This window comes from Geodermatophilus sp. SYSU D01036, from assembly GCF_054050435.1.
On record NZ_JBJGZJ010000017.1, the window covers coordinates 83839 to 100213 of the forward strand.

Consider the following 16375-nt stretch of genomic DNA (forward strand, 5'->3'; position numbering starts at 1 on the left):
AGGGCCCGCCGTCCGGCCGGTCAGTCGACGGCTCCGGGGACGACGGCGAACATCCGCTCGCGCACCGTCTCGCGCACCTGCAGCGTCTGCTCGATCCGCAGGAGCTGCTCCTCGGACGCGGGCAGCCCGAACACGTCGGAGAGGAAGCGGGGGAGGTCCGCGCGGTAGTCGTGCTGCGTCGCCCCGAAGGGCCCGGACGTCTGCGCGTTCTTCATGTCCACGAGGCTCTGGAAGAACGTCGTCAGCGGACGCCACCGCATCGCCGGGGGGACGCCGCGGGGACTGCCGGCGGCGACCGGCTCGGGGCGGGGTCGCGCGGCGCCCAGCCAGTCCGGGGGGTACCAGAGCAGATCCGGGCCGAACCTCGTCACGCCGTCGTTGTCGTGGCTGAGCAGGACGAAGCGGGGCGGGCCGCCACGTCGTTCGACCAGCGCGGCGTACTGGGCGTGGTCGTTGACGACGGCGACGGCGTCGGGGTCGACGTCGAGGCGGTCCCCGCGGGTGACCTGGCGCATCCACCCGCTCCCGTACGGCGTGCCGATCCACAGCGCCCGGTCGATCCCCATCGCGTCGAGGCCGAGCGTGCCCCAGTGCAGGAACACGTCCTGGCTGGTGTGCGCGCCGAGGCTCTCGCCGAAGACCACGACGCGCGGACGGCGGCCGGGACGGTCGCGCAGCCGCTGGAGGACCCGCAGCCACAGCAACCGGTTCTGCTCCCGGGCGCGGGGGACCATGCCGAGGGACAGCGGCGACGGGCGGCGGGAGTACTGCAGGGCCACGGTGGCGACGTCGCCGAGCGCGAGGTACTGCAGCGCGGCCGTGGCGACGTAGTTCACGTAGCCGGTGCCGGTCGGCGAGACCAGGACCAGCAGCGACCGGTCGAACGCGCCGGTCCGCTCCAGCTCGGCCATCGCGAGGTCCACCCGCGCGCGGGGGGTCGGCGCGTTGTCCAGCCCGACGTACACCTGGACGGGGGCGGCGCGCGCGGGCGTGCCCATGACGGTCTCGACGGACAGGTCCGGCACGCCGTCCGGGAGATCCGCGACCGGGCGCGGGCGGACCGAGGCGAGCGCGTGCAGCCGGCCGTCGCGCCCCAGGCCTCGCCAGGCGACGAGGCTGCCGGGACCGCCGCTGACGGTCGCCGGCACCCACCGGTCGCTCTCGCCCGCCTCGAGCACCGGGACGTCGACCGACGTCCTCGCCTCGATCCGCCGCATCGCCCGGTGCCAGACGGTGGAGGCGCCCAGCCCCAGGACGGCGAGGAAACCCGCGTGGCCCACCGGGCGCCAGATCTCCGGAGGTCCGGGCAGGACCGTCCCCAGCCGACGGGCGAGGAGGTCGACGAGGGCGTGCTCGCCGTAGGCGACCCCGGCGAAGGAGCCGACGACCCCCGTGGCGATCCCGAGGGACGACAGCGGTGACGGGGCCTCTGCCCCGGCCATGCTCCCCGCGTGCTCACCTGCCCGCAACCGGTCCAGCACGTAGGCGACCGCCAGACCCAGGGGGACCGCCAGCGGGACGGAGGCGAGGCGCCCGTGCAGCCGCAGGCGGTCGTCCAGCGCCTGCGCGCCGAGCCGCGCTCCGCCCAGCAGCGCGCTCCCGGACCCCGTGGCAGCCAGCCGCCAGGCCGCCTGGCGCACGGCGCCGCGGAGCGGGTCGTCGGCCCGCGGCGGGAACGCCCGGAGCGCCGCCAGGCCGAGCGGCACGGCCGCGCAGTCGACCGCGATCGTCCCGGCGCTCCGCGCCGACCCGGACGGTGCCCCCCTGAGGAGCAGGCGTGCCGTGGCCTCCAGCACGTCCTGCGTCCCGGCCGAGAGCACGTAGTGCAGTCCCGTGGCCAGCCCGGTCACCAGTCCCTGGTCCGCCGCGCTGCGCGAGGAGAGGGAGGGAGCGAACGTCCCGGGGGCCATCGCCGCGGCCACGGCCAGCCCGACGTCGGGTGCGGTGCTCGCGGCCGGGGTCGCCCCGCGGCCCTGCCGTCCCGCTCGTGTCCGTCGCGTCCGGGCCCGTGCACGTCCCATGACCGCATGGTGGGTCGGGTGGGGTGGATCGCGGCTCACCCTCCCGGTGCGAGCCTGCAGGGTCGCCACTCGGGTCCGACGCCGTCCGCGCACGCCGTCCCCGGGCGCCCCGTCCGTCCCGCGGCCGGCGCGGTCAGCAGCCCGAGGTCGTCTCCTCCAGGAGGGCGTCGGCTCCCCGGACGAACGCCCCGACGGCGGTGGCCGCCGTGCCCAGCGTGCCGGCGGACGGATCGGCCTGCGCCGCGTCGACGGCCTCCCGGACGGCGTCGGCCTCGGCCTGCACCTCGTCGACGTCGTCGCCGTACTCGGTCCGGGCCGCGTCCGCGAACTGCCCCCAGTCCTCCTCCACCGTCGCCCAGGCCTCCTCCAGCGCGGAGGTGCCCTGCTCGACGACCGGGACGTCCCGCAGCGCCGCCAGGGAGGTGCGCAGGTCCTCCGCGGGACCGCACACCCCGGCGCTCGAGGACGTCGCCGAGGACGTCGCCGAGGAGCTCGCCGCCGAGTCCGCCGAGTCCGCCGAGTCCGCCGAGGAGCAGGAGACGAGTCCCGCTCCCAGGGCCACGAGCGCCAGCACGGACACGCACCTCGACATGCCGCCGACCGTGCCCTCCGGCGGCGGGCGCCGCGTCGTCCGCGGCGGATGAGACCCGCGGGACCACCACCCCTGTGGGCCACGCCGGTGGCGGTGCACGACGATCAGCCCGTGGACGCGAGCCCGGTACCCCTGTGGCAGGACGAGCCGTACCGCCCCCGGTCCCCGCTGGAGGGGGAGGCGCGGGCGGACGTCTGCGTGGTCGGCGCCGGCGTCGGCGGGCTGGCGACCGCCCGGCGGCTGCTCGACGCCGGCCTCTCCGTGGTGGTGCTCGACCGGCACGAGGTGGCGTCGGGCGCCAGCGGCCGCAACGGCGGCTTCTTCATCGCCGGCGCAGCGCCGATGTACCACGAGACCCGCGTGCTCTGGGGGCGCGAGCGGGCGGTCGCCGTCCACGCGGCGACGCTGGCCGCCCAGCGGGAGGTGCTCGAGGTGGCCGAGGCCGTCGGCGCCCGCGCGCACTTCCGCGTCGACGGGCTGCTCCGGCTCGCCGTCGACGCGGCCGAGGCCGACGACGTCCGGGCCAACGCCGCGGCGCTCGCCGAGGACGGCTTCCCGGGGACGCCGGTCGCCGGGGACGACCTCCCCGGCCCGCTCGCCCGGCCGGAGCGGGCCGGGCTGCTCTTCCCGCACGACGGCCCGGTGCACCCGGTCCGCTGGCTGCGGGCGCTGGCCGCCGCGCTGGAGGCGCGCGGCGCCCGGGTCTTCGAGCGCTCCGCGGTGGTCGCGCCGCCGGCCGCCGAGGGGGACGGCGTCGTCGTGCGGACGGCGGCCGGGACGGTGCGCTGCGACCGGGCGGTCGTGGCCGTGGACGGCGACCTCGCGGCGCTGGTGCCGACGGCGGCGGCCGTGCGGCCGCGGCGGCTGAACATGCTCGCCACGGCACCGCTCGGGCGGGCGGTCCTCCCGTTCCCCGTCTACGCCCGGTACGGCCACGAGTACGTGCACCAGACCGCGGACGGCCGGATCGCGCTGGGCGGCTTCTCCGACCTCGACGGGGACGCCGGCTGGACCGACCGCGCCGAGGTCTCCGCGCCGGTGCAGGCGCGGCTGGACCGGTGGTTGCGGGAGGAGCTGCGGGTCGACGCGCCGGTCACGCACCGGTGGGCCGGCGTCGTGGGCTTCGCCGAGGACCCCCTTCCCCGGTGCGGGCCGGTGCCCGGCACCGAGGGGCGGGTGCTCGCGCTGGGCGGCTACAACGGCACCGGCCACGTGCAGGCGTGGGTCGCCTCCCGCGTGGTGGCGGACCTGGTCGTCAGCGGCGCGAGTGCCTCGGCCGGGCTCTACGCCCCCGTCGACGCCTGACCGCCGAGCAGCCGCCGGTGGACGACGGCGCCGGGGCCGAGGGCGAGCAGGGCGTCGGTGAGCGCGTCGGCGGCGGCGTGCGCGTCGTCGTCGGTCACGGGGTCCAGGACGTCGAGGACGAAGAAGGCGCTGGTGGTGCCGGTGGTGATCCGGGTGCGCACGCCCTGGCGCCAGTTCCAGCGGCGGCAGGTGACGCCGGCGTCGTCGCGCCACACGACCTCGCCGGGCTCCGGGTGCTCGACGGCGGGCTCGCCGCCGGCTGTGGTGTCGAAGGGCTCGCTGCCGTCGGCGCGCACCAGCCGCGGCGGCCCGGCGTAGGCGGCGCGGTCCTCCCCGCCGAGCGGCAGCAGGTGGGCGATGGAGACGGCGTTGTAGACGTCGGTGATCCGGTCGATGCGCGGCAGCCCGTCCGGGTCCAGCCGGCGCAGCAGCGCCTCGACGCTGGGCCGGGTGCGCTGCGGCTTGGCGCCGAAGGCCCGGTAGGCCTCCCGCCAGGCGGCCGGGTGCGGCAGCTCCTCGGGCCGCCGCCCGTCCAGCCGCTCCCGCGCGGTGGCCTCGGCGGCGGCGAGGACGCGCTCGCTGGCCGCGTCGCTGGGGCCGCCCTGCAGCCCGTCGGCGGTGAGCAGCAGCGCCCGGTAGTCCGGGCGGAGGGCGAGCACGGCGTCGTCGACGGCGGCCGCGGCCAGCCACTCCTGCGGGTCGGTCATCTGCGTCCTCCGGGAACGTCGGGCTGGAACACGGTCAGGGCGAAGCGGGCGGGGGCGGGCGCGTCGGCGGGGGCGGCGTAGCCGTGGGGGACGTCGCCGGCGAAGGCCGCGGAGTCCCCGGCCGCCAGCCGGTCGGTGCGGTCCCCGACGCGGAGGTCGACCGTGCCCTCGAGGACCAGCAGCAGCTCCCGGGTGCCGGCGCTGTGCGGCTCGCTCGCGTGCTCCTCGCCCGGGTGGAGGGTCCAGTCCCACAGCTCGACGACGTCGGGTGGCTCGGTGCCGGCGACCAGCAGCGCCCGGCCGCCGTGCGGGCCGCGCCACAGCACCGGTGCCCGTCCGGCCGCGGTGACGGCCAGCGCGCGGGGGCGCTCGACGTCCACCAGCACGGGCAGGCCGACGCCGAGGGCGTCGCTGATCCGCAGCAGGGTGGCGATGCTCGGGTTGCCCTCGCCGTGCTCGATGGTGATGACCATCCGGCGGCTGACGCCGGAGCGGTCGGCCAGCTCGTCGAGGGTCCAGCCGCGGGCGGTGCGGTGCTGCCGGACACGCTGCCCGATCAGCTCGTTGACCCCGGGTGCTTGCGCCATCCCCGCTCCCTCCTCGTACGCTGCCTCTCGAAGTGCAACATACTGCATCGGAGGAGGTGGTGTCCGTGGAGCTGCGGGCGGAGACCCGGCTGGCGGCCCTCGGCCGGGGGAGCGGGGCGCCCGGGCAGCCCCTGAACGTCCCGATCGTGCCGGCGTCGAACTTCCGCGCAGCCCCGGCCGGCACGGCGGGGCGGGAGTACTCCCGCGACGACGGCACGCCCGGCTGGGAGGCGTTCGAGGAGCTGCTCGGCGACCTCGAGGGCGGCACCGCGGTGGCCTTCTCCTCGGGGATGGCGGCGATCGCCGCGGTGCTCGAGCTGCTGCCGGTGGGGGCGCGGGTGGTGGTGCCGCGGGACAGCTACACCGGCCTGCGCGCCCTGCTCGCGGACGGCGTGGCGGCCGGCGGGCGCTGGGCGGTGCGCACGGTCGACATGGCCGACGCCGGCGCGCTCGCCGCCGCGGCCGGCGACGCGGACCTGGTCTGGCTGGAGACGCCGAGCAACCCGCTGCTCCAGGTCGTCGACGTCGCCGCGGTGGCCGCCGCCGGCGGCGCGCTCGTCGCCGTGGACAACACCTTCGCCACCCCGCTGCTGCAGAACCCGCTGCGGCTCGGCGCCGACTTCGCCGTCCACAGCGCGACCAAGGCGATCGGCGGGCACTCGGACCTGCTGCTCGGCGCGGTGGTGTGCCGCCGCCCGGAGGACCGGGCGCGGCTGGCCCGCCGGCGCGAGGTCGCCGGGGCCACGCCGGGCGCGCTCGAGGCCTTCCTCGCGCTGCGCGGCGCCCGCACCCTCGCCGTCCGGCTGCGCCAGGCGCAGGAGTCCGCGGGCGAGCTCGCCCGCCGGCTGGCCGCGCACCCGGCGGTGCTGCGGGTGCGCTACCCGGGCCTGCCCGGCGACCCGCACCACGACCTCGCCGCCCGGCAGATGCGCGGCTCCGGGACGGTGCTGGCCTTCGAGGTCGCCGACGCCGACGCGGCCGACGCGGTCTGCGCCCGCGTCCGGGTCGTCGCCTCGGCCACCAGCCTCGGGGGCGTGGAGTCGACGGTCGAGCGGCGGGCGAAGCTGCCCGGTCAGGAGCACGTGCCGGCCGGGCTGGTGCGCCTCAGCGTCGGGATCGAGCACGTCGAGGACCTGTGGACCGACCTCGCGGCCGCGCTCGAGGCCGCGGGGTGGGTCCCGGGTTCCGCCCGGCGACGCGGGGTACCGGCGGGGAGGGCCGAGACCGGGACCCGGCATCATGACCGCACCACGGATCCGGAACGGGTCCGGCCGAGGAGCGGAGGGATCCCCGTGGCCGACAGCCTCCCGCCGGTGGTCGAGCGCATCCACGAGGAGGTGCTGCGCCGCAACCCCGCGGAGCCGGAGTTCCACCAGGCGGTCCGCGAGGTGCTCGAGTCGCTCGCCGTGGTGCTCAGCCGGCACAGCGAGTACACCGAGATGAAGACCGTCGAGCGCATCTGCGAGCCCGAGCGGCAGGTCATCTTCCGGGTGCCCTGGCAGGACGACTCGGGTGAGGTGCAGATCAACCGGGGGTTCCGCGTCGAGTTCAACTCGGCCCTGGGTCCCTACAAGGGCGGGCTGCGCTTCCACCCGTCGGTCAACCTCGGGATCGTCAAGTTCCTGGGCTTCGAGCAGGTGTTCAAGAACGCGCTCACCGGCATGCCCATCGGCGGCGGCAAGGGCGGCTCGGACTTCGACCCCAAGGGCCGGTCGGACGCCGAGGTCATGCGCTTCTGCCAGTCGTTCATGACGGAGCTCTACCGGCACCTCGGCGAGTACACCGACGTGCCCGCCGGGGACATCGGCGTGGGCTCCCGGGAGATCGGCTACCTGTTCGGCCAGTACAAGCGGATCACCAACCGCTACGAGTCGGGGGTCATCACCGGCAAGGGCCTGGGCTGGGGCGGCGCGCTGGTCCGCACCGAGGCCACCGGCTACGGGGCGGCCTTCTTCGCCGAGGCGATGATGGAGGCGGCCGGGGAGTCGTTCGACGGCCGGCGCGTCACCGTCAGCGGGTCGGGCAACGTCGCCGTCTACGCGGTCGAGAAGGTGCACCAGCTCGGGGGCACCGTGGTCGCCTGCTCGGACTCCAGCGGCTACGTCGTCGACGAGAAGGGCATCGACCTCGAGGTCCTCAAGCAGGTCAAGGAGGTCGAGCGGGCCCGGATCGGCGAGTACGCCGAGCGGGTCGGCTCGGCGTCGTTCGTGGCCGACGGCAGCGTCTGGGACGTGCCCTGCGACGTCGCGATCCCGAGCGCGACCCAGAACGAGCTCGACGGCGACGCCGCCGCCGTCCTCGCCCGCGGCGGCTGCCGCTACGTCGTCGAGGGGGCCAACATGCCGGCCACGCCCGACGCGGTCCGGGTGTTCCGCGAGGCCGGGGTCGCGTTCGCGCCCGGCAAGGCCGCCAACGCCGGGGGAGTGGCCACCTCCGCCCTGGAGATGCAGCAGAACGCCTCGCGCGACCGCTGGACCTTCGAGCACACCGAGGCCCGGCTGGAGGAGATCATGCGCGGCATCCACGAGCGGTGCCACGCCACCGCCGAGGAGTACGGCTCCCCGGGCGACCTGGTCCTCGGCGCGAACGTGGCCGGCTTCCTGCAGGTGGCCGAGGCCGTCCACGCGCACGGCCTCGTCTGAGGCGGGGAGGGCGCCGGGCGGGAGGGTGACGGCCCGGTCTCCGTTGCCCCCCGCCGCCCGCCGGGGCTAGCGTCCGCGGACGTCAGCACGGGGGACCCGTCCCACCCCTCGGGAGCCGGCCATGCTGGACGACAGCCGCGTCGCGGCGAACATCCCGGCGAGCGACATCGACCGGGCGCGCACCTTCTACGCCGACAAGCTGGGCCTCACCCCGGTGCGCGAGCTCCCGGGCGAGGTCCTGGAGTACGAGACCAGCGGGGGCACCCGCTTCTCGGTCTACCGGACCGACTACGCCGGGCAGGCCGGGCACACCATCGCCCAGTTCCACGTCGACGACGTCGAGTCCCAGGTGAAGGAGCTCAAGTCCCGCGGGGTCGCCTTCGAGGTGTACGGGGACATGCCCGGCGTCGAGTGGAGCGGGGAGATCGCCTCGATCCCCGGCATGGGCAAGGCGGCCTGGTTCACGGACAGCGAGGGCAACGTCCTGTGCATCGACCAGGAGGACAGCCGCGCCTGACGCGGGTCACCCCGGGATCGGGACGGCGGTGCCGCTCACCTCGATGCCGCCGGTCCCGGCCGGCACGTGCACCGACAGCGTGCTCGGCCGGCCCGTGTCCGCGCCCGGCAGCACGGTGAGCCGGGCGGGCACCGGCGCGTGCCCGCCCTCCCGCAGGTAGCCGCCGAGCGCCGCCGCGGCGGCGCCGGTGGCCGGGTCCTCGACGACGCCGCCCACCTCGGCCAGCGGGCTGGAGCACCGGGCGTCCAGGCCGTCGATGCGGGGCAGCGGGAACGCGGTCTCGGAGAACCCGACGTCGGCCGCGATCGCGAGCATCTCGTCGTCGGTCAGGCCGGTCGCGTCCAGCACGACCCCGGCGGGGTTGCCGCCGGACGGGTCGGCGCTGGACGCGACGTACCGCAGGGCCTCGGGACGGGGGACCGGAGCCGTGACCACGCCGCCATGAGACAGCACGGCCCGCCTCCCCGGGAGGGGAGACGGGCCGTGGGCGTCCTGGGTCAGCGCGGGTGGCCGGCCGGCGCCGGCTCGCGCGCGGGCCCCGGGTGCCGCTCCAGCGCGGCGCCCTCGACGTCGAGCACCGGCAGCCAGCGCAGCCAGCGCGGCAGCCACCAGGCGGCCTTCCCGAGCAGCGCCAGCGCGGCGGGCACCAGCACCATCCGGACGACGAACGCGTCGACCAGGATGCCGATGGCCAGCGCGAAGGCGATCGACTTGATCGTCGCCTCGCCGGCCGGGACGAACCCGGCGAACACGCTGAACATGATCAGCGCGGCGGCGACGACGACCGGCGCGGCCTGCCGGAACCCGGTGCGGACGGCCTCCAGCGGCGGGGTGCCGTGGCTGTGCGCCTCGTGCATCCGCGACACCAGGAACACCTGGTAGTCCATCGCCAGGCCGAACAGGATGCCGATGACCAGGATCGGGGTGAGGCTGAGCAGCGGGCCGGTGGTGTCGAGGTTGACCACGTCGGCCAGCCAGCCCCACTGGAACACCGCCACGGTGGCGCCGAGCGAGGCGCCGATGGTCAGCAGGAAGCCCAGGACGCCGACCAGCGGCACCAGCAGCGACCGGAAGACCAGCACGAGCAGCACCAGCGCCAGCCCGACGACGAGCAGCAGGTACTTGGGCAGCGCCTCGTCCAGGCTCTGCGCGACGTCGACGCTGACCGCCGTCGCGCCGGTGACGTAGGCGTCGACGCCGTCGAGGTCGGCCAGCTGCGCGCGCAGGTCGGCGACGAGCTGCTCGGTGGCCTGCGTGGTCGGGCCCGACTCGGGGACGACGGTGAGCAGCGCGGCGGTGTCGTCGGCGTCGGGGACCGGCGGCGCGACCAGCGCGACGTCGTCGAGGCCGCTGACCGCGCCGGCGGCCTGCCCGGCGGCCTCCGCGGCGCGGTCGCCCTCGAACAGCACGGTGATCGGGCCGTTGAAGCCCTCGCCGAAGCCCTCGGCCAGCAGCGCGTCGGCGCGGGCGGCGGAGGTGCCCTCGGCCGGGGTTTGGATCAGCGTGGTCTGCAGGGAGGCGACCGGGATCGCGATCACGCCGAGGCCCACGACGGCCAGCAGCAGCGAGGCGGTGCGGAACCGGGTGACGGTGCCGACCCAGCCGCCGAGGAAGCCCCGCCCGCGGGCCGGCACGGCGGTCCCGGCGGTCGCCGCGGCGCGGCGCCTGCGGGGCAGCACCCGGTGGCCGAGCAGGGCGAGCACCGCCGGGACCAGCGTGAGGGCCACCAGCACGGCGACGACGATCGTCGCGGCCGCGGCCAGACCCATCTGGGTGAGGAACGGGATGCCGGCGACGAACAGGCCGGCCAGCGCGATGACGACGGTGAGGCCGGCGGTGACCACCGCGGAGCCGGCGGTGCCGACGGCCAGCCCGATGGACCGGTGGACGCCGGTGCCGCGCAGCAGCTCCTGCCGGTGGCGGGTGACGATGAACAGCGTGTAGTCGATGCCGACGGCCAGGCCGAGCATCGCGGCGAGGATCGGCGTGGTCGAGGACAGGTCGACGAAGCCGGTGGCGATGGTGATGCCCAGGACGCCGACGCCCACGCCGACGAGCGCCGTCAGCAGGTTCATGCCGGCCACGGCGAGCGCGCCGTAGGTGACGGCCAGGACGACCAGCGCGACGACGACGCCGAGGACCTCGGCCGGGCCGCCGACGGCCGGCACCTCCTCCAGCGCCTGCCCGGTGACCTCGACGGTCAGCCCGGTGTCGCGGGCGTCGGCGACGGCGTCGCGCAGCGCGTCCTGCTCCTCGGGGGTGACCCCGCCGGCCTCGGCGTCGTAGGTGACGGTGCTGTAGCCGACCGTCTGCTGCGGGTTCACCGACGGGGCGGCCGGGTCCAGCGGGTTCGTCGCGGACACGACTCCGGGCAGCTGCCCGAGCGTGCCGGCCAGCCCGGTGACCGCGGCGGCGTTCTCCGGCGTGGTCAGCGTGCCGCCCTCGGGCGCGGCGACCACGACCCGCGCGGACACGCCGCCGGCCCCCGCGCCGAACTCCTCGCCGATCCGCTCCAGCGCGGTCGTGGACTCCTGGCCGGGGATGGAGAAGCTGGTCGACGTCGGCCCGGAGAGGGTCACCGCGCCGACGCCGCCGGCCACGAGGACCAGCAGCCACACGGCGAGGACGGCGAACCGGTGCCGCGCGGAGGAGGTCCCGAGACGGGACAACAGGACTGCCATGGACGATCAGGCCTCCGCCTGGGTGGGGTGGGAAGGGGTCACGTGCGGGCGGCGGTGGCCGAGCGCGTCGAAGCAGGTCGCGACGACGTACGGCCGCCACGCCGGGGTCAGGTCCGCCTGGCGGGCGGCGAGGGTGAGGACGGCGAGCGCGCCGAGCGCACCGACGACCCGGACGCACCGCTCGGGCTCGGCGGTCTCCGGGTCGACGCCGAAGGCGGCCAGCGCCATCGCGCCGGCCCCCTCGGTGAGGGCTCCCTCGGCGCCGGGCTCGCCCTGCGTGGCCGGCGCCAGGAGCAGGGCGACGACGCCGGGGTGGGCCAGGGCGACGTCGACGAGCACCTCGACGGCGCGGAGGTCGCGCGCCGGGCCCAGCGGCAGGTGCGCCACCTGGTCGAGCACCCGCTCGCCGAGCCTCTCGGCCTGGGCGAGCACGGCCTCGTGCAACGCGTCCTTGCTGGGGTAGTGGTGCAGCAGCCCGGCCTTGGACAGGCCCACCGCGTCGGCCACGTCCTGCACCGACGTCTTGGCGTAGCCACGCCGGGCGAAGAGGGCGGCGGCGCGGTCGAGGATCCCCTCGTCGATCTGCTGCCGGAACGGGCGGGCCACGCTCCCACGCTACGGCGGCCCGACCGATCCGGTCGGCCGACCGCCCGATCTGGTCGGCGTGGGGTCGCTCACAGCGTCCCGCTGGCCGGGAGCCGCTCCCGGGTCCCCGCCCGCGCGGGGCGAGGATGACGTCATGACGACACGCAGGAGGGTCGGCCCGGCGGACGCGCGCTCGTGGCTCCTCGTCAACGGCGCCCGCCCGGAACTGTTCGCGGAGCGGTACGCCTCGCGCGCGGACCAGGTGGTGCTCGACATCGAGGACGCCGTCGACCCGGCCCGCAAGGGCGAGGCCCGCGCCGGCGTCGTCGACTGGCTGCAGGACGGCGACCGGTCGTCCTGGGTGCGGATCAACGACCACTCGACGCCGTTCTGGGAGGACGACGTCGCCGCCCTGGCCGGCCTGCCCGGGCTGGCCGGCGTGATGCTGGCCAAGACCGAGGCCGGCGAGCACGTCACCGAGACCTTCGACCGGCTCGGCGGCTCGACGCCGGTGCTCGCGCTGGTGGAGTCGGCGCTGGGCATCGAGGAGGCGGTGGGCATCGCCCGCGCCCGCGGCGCCTTCCGGCTCGCCTTCGGCAGCGGCGACTACCGCCGTGACACCGGCACCAGCGCCGACGACCTGGCGATGGCCTACCCGCGCTCCCGGCTGGTCGTGGCCAGCCGGATCGGCGGCCTGCCCGGCCCGATCGACGGCCCCACGGTGAGCACCAGCCACCCGGTGCTGCGCGAGCAGTCGGCGGTCACCGTGACCCTCGGCCTCACCGGCAAGCTGTGCCTGGACCCCGAGCAGGCGCCGGTCATCAACGAGGTGATCAGCCCCGCGCCGTCCGACGTCGCGTGGGCGCTGGACTTCCTCGCCGACTTCGAGGCCCGCGGCCAGGTCATCCGCGACGGCAGCGACCTGCCCCGGCTGGGCCGGGCCCGCAAGATCCAGCGGCTGGCCGAGACGTTCGGGGTGCAGCCCGCCTGATCGGGCCACGCGGCGGCCGGGTCGTGGTGCCGGGGGCCTCCAGGGCCCAGGATGGGGATCCCGTCCCGTCCTGAGCAGGAGGTCCCATGACCCGGCAGCTGCCCCGCTCGGCCTCGGTCGTCGTCGTCGGCGGCGGGGTCGTCGGGCTGGCCACCGCCTACGAGCTCGCCCTGGCCGGGGTGCCCGACGTCGTCCTGCTCGAGCGGGACGCCCTCGGGTCGGGCTCGACCTGCCGGGCCGCCGGGGGCGTGCGGGCGATGTTCTCCGACCCGGTGAACGTCGCCCTCGGCGCCCGCAGCCTGGAGACCTTCCGCGACTTCCCGGCCCGCTTCGGCCAGGAGATCGACTTCGCCCCGGTCGGCTACCTCTTCCTCCTGGACGACGCCGCGGCCGTCGCGGACTTCGAGGCGGCGGTCGCGCTGCAGAACGACCTCGGCGTGCCCAGCCGGATGGTCGACGTCGCCGAGGCGGTGCGGCTGTCCCCGATGGTCGACCCGGACGGGCTGCTGGCCGCCGCGTGGTCGCCGACCGACGGACACTGCACGCCCGAGTCGGTCGTGCTCGGCTACGCCTCCGCCGCGCGGCGGGCCGGGGTCGCCGTGCTGCCGCACTGCCCGGCCACCGGGATCGACGTCCGCGACGGGCGGGTCGCCGCGGTCGCCACGGCGGCGGGCACGATCGAGACCGAGGCCGTGGTCTGCGCGGCCGGCCCCTGGTCGGCGCAGGTCGGCGCGTGGGCCGGCGTCGACCTGCCGGTGAGCCCGCTGCGCCGGCAGATCCTGGTCACCGAGCCGGTGCCCGGCCTGGACCCGCACACGCCGTTCACCATCGACTTCGGCACCTCGTTCTACTTCCACCGGGAGGGCGAGGGCCTGCTCCTGGGCATGTCCGACCCCGACGAGACCCCCGGCTTCCGGCTCACCCGCTCCGACGCCTGGCTGCCGCGGCTGGGCGCGGCGATCGAGCGGCGGGCGCCCGCGCTGGCCGGCGTCGGCGTCGCCAGCGGGTGGGCGGGCCTGTACGAGATGACGCCGGACCACAACGCCCTCATCGGCCGCGCCGCCGACGTCGAGGGGTTCCTGTACGCCACCGGCTTCTCCGGCCACGGCTTCCTCATGGGGCCGGCGGTCGGGGAGGTGGTGCGTGACCTGTACGTCGGCGCGCAGCCGTTCGTCGACGTCTCCGGGTTCGACGTCCGCCGGTTCGCCGGCGCCGGCGTCCGCCCCGAGCTCAACATCGTGTGAGGACCCCTCTGCCCCCCACCGCTCGATGAAGGACCCCGTCCCCCTCACCGCTCGCAAGCTCGCGGCGAGCCTCTGGACGGGGCCGCCGGCGGGAGACTGCACGATGGCAACCACACCCACCCTGAGGAGTGCCCTGTGACCACCCTGCCCACCGCCGAGGACCTCGCGCGCCTGGCGGCCGACGCCGCCGGCCGCTGCGGCGTCGACCTCGACGCGATCGCGGGCGACTTCCCGGTGACCTCCCCCGTGAACGGGCAGCGGGTCGCCGCGCTGCGCCGGGACACCGCGGCCGACGTCTCGGCCGCCGTCGAGCGCGCGAACGAGGCGTTCCGCACCTGGCGGACGGTCCCGGCGCCGGTGCGCGGCGCGCTGGTCCGCCGGTTCGGCGAGCTGCTGCGCGAGCACAAGGCCGACCTCGCCACGCTGGTCAGCGTCGAGGTCGGGAAGATCACCTCCGAGGCGGCCGGCGAGGTCCAGGAGATGATCGACATCTGCGAGTTCGCCGTCGGCCTCTCCCGGCAGCTGTACGGCCGCACGATCAGCTCCGAGCGCCCCGGCCACCGGCTGATGGAGACCTGGCACCCGCTCGGCGTCGTCGGCGTCATCAGCGCGTTCAACTTCCCGGTCGCCGTCTGGTCGTGGAACACCGCGCTCGCGCTGGTCTGCGGCGATCCCGTCGTCTGGAAGCCCTCGGAGCTCGCGCCGCTGTCCGCGCTGGCCTCCGCGGCGCTGCTGGACCGGGCCATCGCGGAGACCGGCGCGCCGGAGGGGCTGAGCCAGGTCGTGCTCGGCGGTGCCGACGTCGGCGAGGCGCTGGTCGAGTCGCCGGGGGTGGCGCTGCTGTCGGCGACCGGGTCGACGCGGATGGGCCGGCTGGTCGGGCCGCGGGTGGCCGACCGCTTCGGCCGGTCGCTGCTGGAGCTCGGCGGCAACAACGCCGCGATCGTCACGCCGTCGGCCGACCTCGACCTCGCCACCCGCGGGATCGTCTTCTCCGCCGCCGGCACCGCCGGGCAGCGCTGCACCACGATGCGCCGGCTGATCGCGCACGTCGACGTCGTCGACGCCCTCACCGAGCGGGTCGCGGCCGCCTACCGCCGGCTGCCGATCGGGTCGCCGCTGGAGCCGGGCACGCTGGTCGGGCCGCTCATCCACGACGCCGCGTTCAAGGCGATGCAGGACGCGCTCGAGGCCGCCCGGCAGCAGGGCGGGGAGGTGCTGGCCGGCGGGGGACGGCGGCTGGCCGACGAGGCACCGGACGCGTACTACGCCGAGCCCGCGCTGGTCCGGATGCCCGGGCAGACCGACATCGTCCGGCAGGAGACGTTCGCGCCGATCCTCTACGTGCTGCCCTACCGCACGCTGGAGGAGGCGGTGGCGCTCAACAACGACGTCCCGCAGGGGCTGTCGTCGAGCATCTTCACCTCCGACCAGGCCGAGGCCGAGCGCTTCCTCGCCGCCGACGGCTCCGACTGCGGCATCGCCAACGTCAACATCGGCACCTCGGGGGCGGAGATCGGCGGCGCGTTCGGCGGGGAGAAGCACACCGGCGGCGGCCGCGAGTCCGGCTCGGACGCGTGGAAGGGCTACATGCGCCGGGCCACCAACACGATCAACTTCTCCGGTGAGCTGCCGCTCGCGCAGGGGGTGGAGTTCCCCATCTGACGGCGGCGGGGTGACCCGGGCCGGCCGCCCGGGTCACCCCTCGCCGTGGAGGGCGAGCACCCGCGGGCCGAGGGCGTCGAGGGTCAGTCGTGTCCCGTCGACCGCCACCCGGGTGCGGGTCCGCTCGTGCGGCCCGCGGCCGGCCAGCCGCAGGGCGAGCAGGGCGGTGAGCGCGGGCACCCGGTCGCGGGGGACCGCCGCGGGGATCCCGGGGAGCCGGGCGGTCGGGCCGCGCCACCCCGGGAGCGTGGCGCTCACCAGGCGGGTGACCCGGACGGAGCGGCGGAGGGGGTCGGCCAGGAGCAGGTCCAGCACCGCCTCCGGTCGCTCGCGGGCGGTCAGCACGACCGCGGTCCCGGCTCCGGTCACCCGGTGCGGCCAGTCCGCGTCCGCGGTGTCGACCGCGCCGGGGACGGTGTCGCCGTGCACCAGCGTCACCGGACGGCGCCCGCACGTCGGCAGGTGGTCGCCGGGCGCGGGCGGCAGGTCGACCTCCGCGCCGGGATCGGCCGCGACGGCCTCGACCAGCCGGGTGACCGTGCCGGCCACGGTGGCCCCGCCGGTGGGACGGGCGACCGTCCACCCACCGGGGACCGGCCGCACGCGGACGCCGCGGGGAGCGGCGGCCCCGACCACCGCGGCCACCGCCGACCGCGCCGCGGAGGAGCCGAGGACGGGGGAGGCCCAGTCCTCGGCCGGGCCGGCACCGCACGCACCGCACACCTGGGGACCTCCGGTCGGGGGGGGGGGGGGGGGGGGGGGGGGGGGGGGGGGGGGGGGGGGGGGGGGGGGGGGCGGGGGGGGGGGGGGGGGGCGGCGCCATCTTCGCTCTGTTGCG

15 protein-coding genes are annotated in these 16375 nt (G+C 76.7%); 7 read left to right on the top strand and 8 right to left on the bottom strand.

Annotation, left to right across the window (positions count from 1 at the left end):
- Window positions 1–20: 20 nt before the first annotated feature.
- Both ACI8AR_RS16730 and ACI8AR_RS16735 read right to left on the bottom strand, forming a co-directional pair.
- Window positions 21–2021: an alpha/beta-hydrolase family protein gene (locus ACI8AR_RS16730; protein WP_457052023.1), complete on the bottom strand. Its 2001-nt coding sequence runs from the start codon at window positions 2019–2021 to the stop codon at window positions 21–23.
- 133 nt (window positions 2022–2154) lie between these two features.
- Window positions 2155–2472 (bottom strand): hypothetical protein, encoded by a 318-nt coding sequence (locus ACI8AR_RS16735; RefSeq protein ID WP_457052024.1) that lies wholly within the window; start codon window positions 2470–2472, stop codon window positions 2155–2157.
- Between ACI8AR_RS16735 and ACI8AR_RS16740 the strand changes: the two genes are divergently transcribed.
- Complete coding sequence (locus ACI8AR_RS16740; RefSeq protein WP_457052025.1) at window positions 2444–2665, top strand: hypothetical protein; 222 nt, start codon at window positions 2444–2446, stop codon at window positions 2663–2665. The two genes, ACI8AR_RS16735 and ACI8AR_RS16740, sit on opposite strands and share 29 nt — an antisense overlap.
- A 59-nt stretch (window positions 2666–2724) precedes the next feature.
- Window positions 2725–3918, top strand: a complete 1194-nt coding sequence (locus ACI8AR_RS16745) for an NAD(P)/FAD-dependent oxidoreductase (RefSeq protein ID WP_457052026.1) — start codon at window positions 2725–2727, stop codon at window positions 3916–3918.
- Here the strand turns inward: ACI8AR_RS16745 and ACI8AR_RS16750 are convergent.
- Window positions 3897–4625, bottom strand: a complete 729-nt coding sequence (locus ACI8AR_RS16750) for a B3/B4 domain-containing protein (RefSeq protein ID WP_457052027.1) — start codon at window positions 4623–4625, stop codon at window positions 3897–3899. The genes ACI8AR_RS16745 and ACI8AR_RS16750 overlap by 22 nt on opposite strands.
- Window positions 4622–5212 carry a helix-turn-helix domain-containing protein gene (locus tag ACI8AR_RS16755; RefSeq protein ID WP_457052028.1) on the bottom strand — a complete coding sequence of 197 codons (591 nt, stop codon included), beginning with the start codon at window positions 5210–5212 and terminating at the stop codon, window positions 4622–4624. The genes ACI8AR_RS16750 and ACI8AR_RS16755 overlap by 4 nt, the downstream gene beginning before the upstream one ends.
- Window positions 5213–5277: 65 nt before the next feature.
- Here ACI8AR_RS16755 and gdhA point away from each other — a divergent pair, with 65 nt between their 5' ends.
- Together gdhA and ACI8AR_RS16765 are read left to right on the top strand one after the other, a co-directional pair.
- Window positions 5278–7854 carry an NADP-specific glutamate dehydrogenase gene (gdhA, locus tag ACI8AR_RS16760; RefSeq protein WP_457052029.1) on the top strand — a complete coding sequence of 859 codons (2577 nt, stop codon included), beginning with the start codon at window positions 5278–5280 and terminating at the stop codon, window positions 7852–7854.
- Between the two features lie 121 nt (window positions 7855–7975).
- Entirely contained in the window at window positions 7976–8371 is a 396-nt protein-coding gene (locus tag ACI8AR_RS16765) for a VOC family protein (protein WP_457052030.1), read from the top strand.
- Between the two features lie 6 nt (window positions 8372–8377).
- On the opposite strand, the gene ACI8AR_RS16770 is transcribed toward ACI8AR_RS16765, so the two are convergent.
- The 3 genes from ACI8AR_RS16770 to ACI8AR_RS16780 form a co-directional block, all read right to left on the bottom strand.
- On the bottom strand, window positions 8378–8806 hold the full coding sequence (locus tag ACI8AR_RS16770; protein WP_457052031.1) for a PhzF family phenazine biosynthesis protein: 429 nt from the start codon (window positions 8804–8806) through the stop codon (window positions 8378–8380).
- A gap of 62 nt (window positions 8807–8868) precedes the next feature.
- The gene (locus ACI8AR_RS16775) at window positions 8869–11052 is read right to left on the bottom strand and encodes an MMPL family transporter (RefSeq protein ID WP_457052032.1); all 2184 of its coding nucleotides are present in this window, start codon (window positions 11050–11052) and stop codon (window positions 8869–8871) included.
- Window positions 11053–11058: 6 nt separating this feature from the next.
- On the bottom strand, window positions 11059–11658 hold the full coding sequence (locus ACI8AR_RS16780) for a TetR/AcrR family transcriptional regulator (protein WP_457052033.1): 600 nt from the start codon (window positions 11656–11658) through the stop codon (window positions 11059–11061).
- A gap of 133 nt (window positions 11659–11791) precedes the next feature.
- On the opposite strand from ACI8AR_RS16780, the gene ACI8AR_RS16785 reads away from it, so the two are divergent.
- From ACI8AR_RS16785 to amaB, 3 genes are all read left to right on the top strand, one after another.
- A complete protein-coding gene (locus tag ACI8AR_RS16785; RefSeq protein WP_457052034.1) occupies window positions 11792–12628 on the top strand; it encodes an HpcH/HpaI aldolase/citrate lyase family protein in 837 nt (278 codons plus the stop codon).
- Between the two features lie 86 nt (window positions 12629–12714).
- A complete protein-coding gene (locus ACI8AR_RS16790; protein ID WP_457052035.1) occupies window positions 12715–13872 on the top strand; it encodes an NAD(P)/FAD-dependent oxidoreductase in 1158 nt (385 codons plus the stop codon).
- Between the two features lie 135 nt (window positions 13873–14007).
- Window positions 14008–15537, top strand: coding sequence for an L-piperidine-6-carboxylate dehydrogenase (gene amaB / locus ACI8AR_RS16795; RefSeq protein ID WP_457052036.1), 1530 nt, complete (start codon window positions 14008–14010; stop codon window positions 15535–15537).
- A 33-nt stretch (window positions 15538–15570) separates the two neighbouring features.
- Here amaB and ACI8AR_RS16800 read toward each other — a convergent pair whose 3' ends face one another.
- Window positions 15571–16260, bottom strand: coding sequence for a hypothetical protein (locus ACI8AR_RS16800; protein ID WP_457052037.1), 690 nt, complete (start codon window positions 16258–16260; stop codon window positions 15571–15573).
- Between the last annotated feature and the right edge of the window lie 115 nt (window positions 16261–16375).

What these genes read in the sequence shown, in the direction of transcription:
- ACI8AR_RS16790 (WP_457052035.1), top strand. Translation starts at nt 12,715, where the DNA reads ATGACCCGGCAGCTGCCCCGCTCGGCCTCGGTCGTCGTCGTCGGCGGC.
- ACI8AR_RS16750 (WP_457052027.1), bottom strand. Translation starts at nt 4,625, where the DNA reads ATGACCGACCCGCAGGAGTGGCTGGCCGCGGCCGCCGTCGACGACGCC.
- ACI8AR_RS16785 (WP_457052034.1), top strand. Translation starts at nt 11,792, where the DNA reads ATGACGACACGCAGGAGGGTCGGCCCGGCGGACGCGCGCTCGTGGCTC.
- ACI8AR_RS16775 (WP_457052032.1), bottom strand. Translation starts at nt 11,052, where the DNA reads ATGGCAGTCCTGTTGTCCCGTCTCGGGACCTCCTCCGCGCGGCACCGG.
- ACI8AR_RS16730 (WP_457052023.1), bottom strand. Translation starts at nt 2,021, where the DNA reads ATGGGACGTGCACGGGCCCGGACGCGACGGACACGAGCGGGACGGCAG.
- ACI8AR_RS16755 (WP_457052028.1), bottom strand. Translation starts at nt 5,212, where the DNA reads ATGGCGCAAGCACCCGGGGTCAACGAGCTGATCGGGCAGCGTGTCCGG.
- ACI8AR_RS16765 (WP_457052030.1), top strand. Translation starts at nt 7,976, where the DNA reads ATGCTGGACGACAGCCGCGTCGCGGCGAACATCCCGGCGAGCGACATC.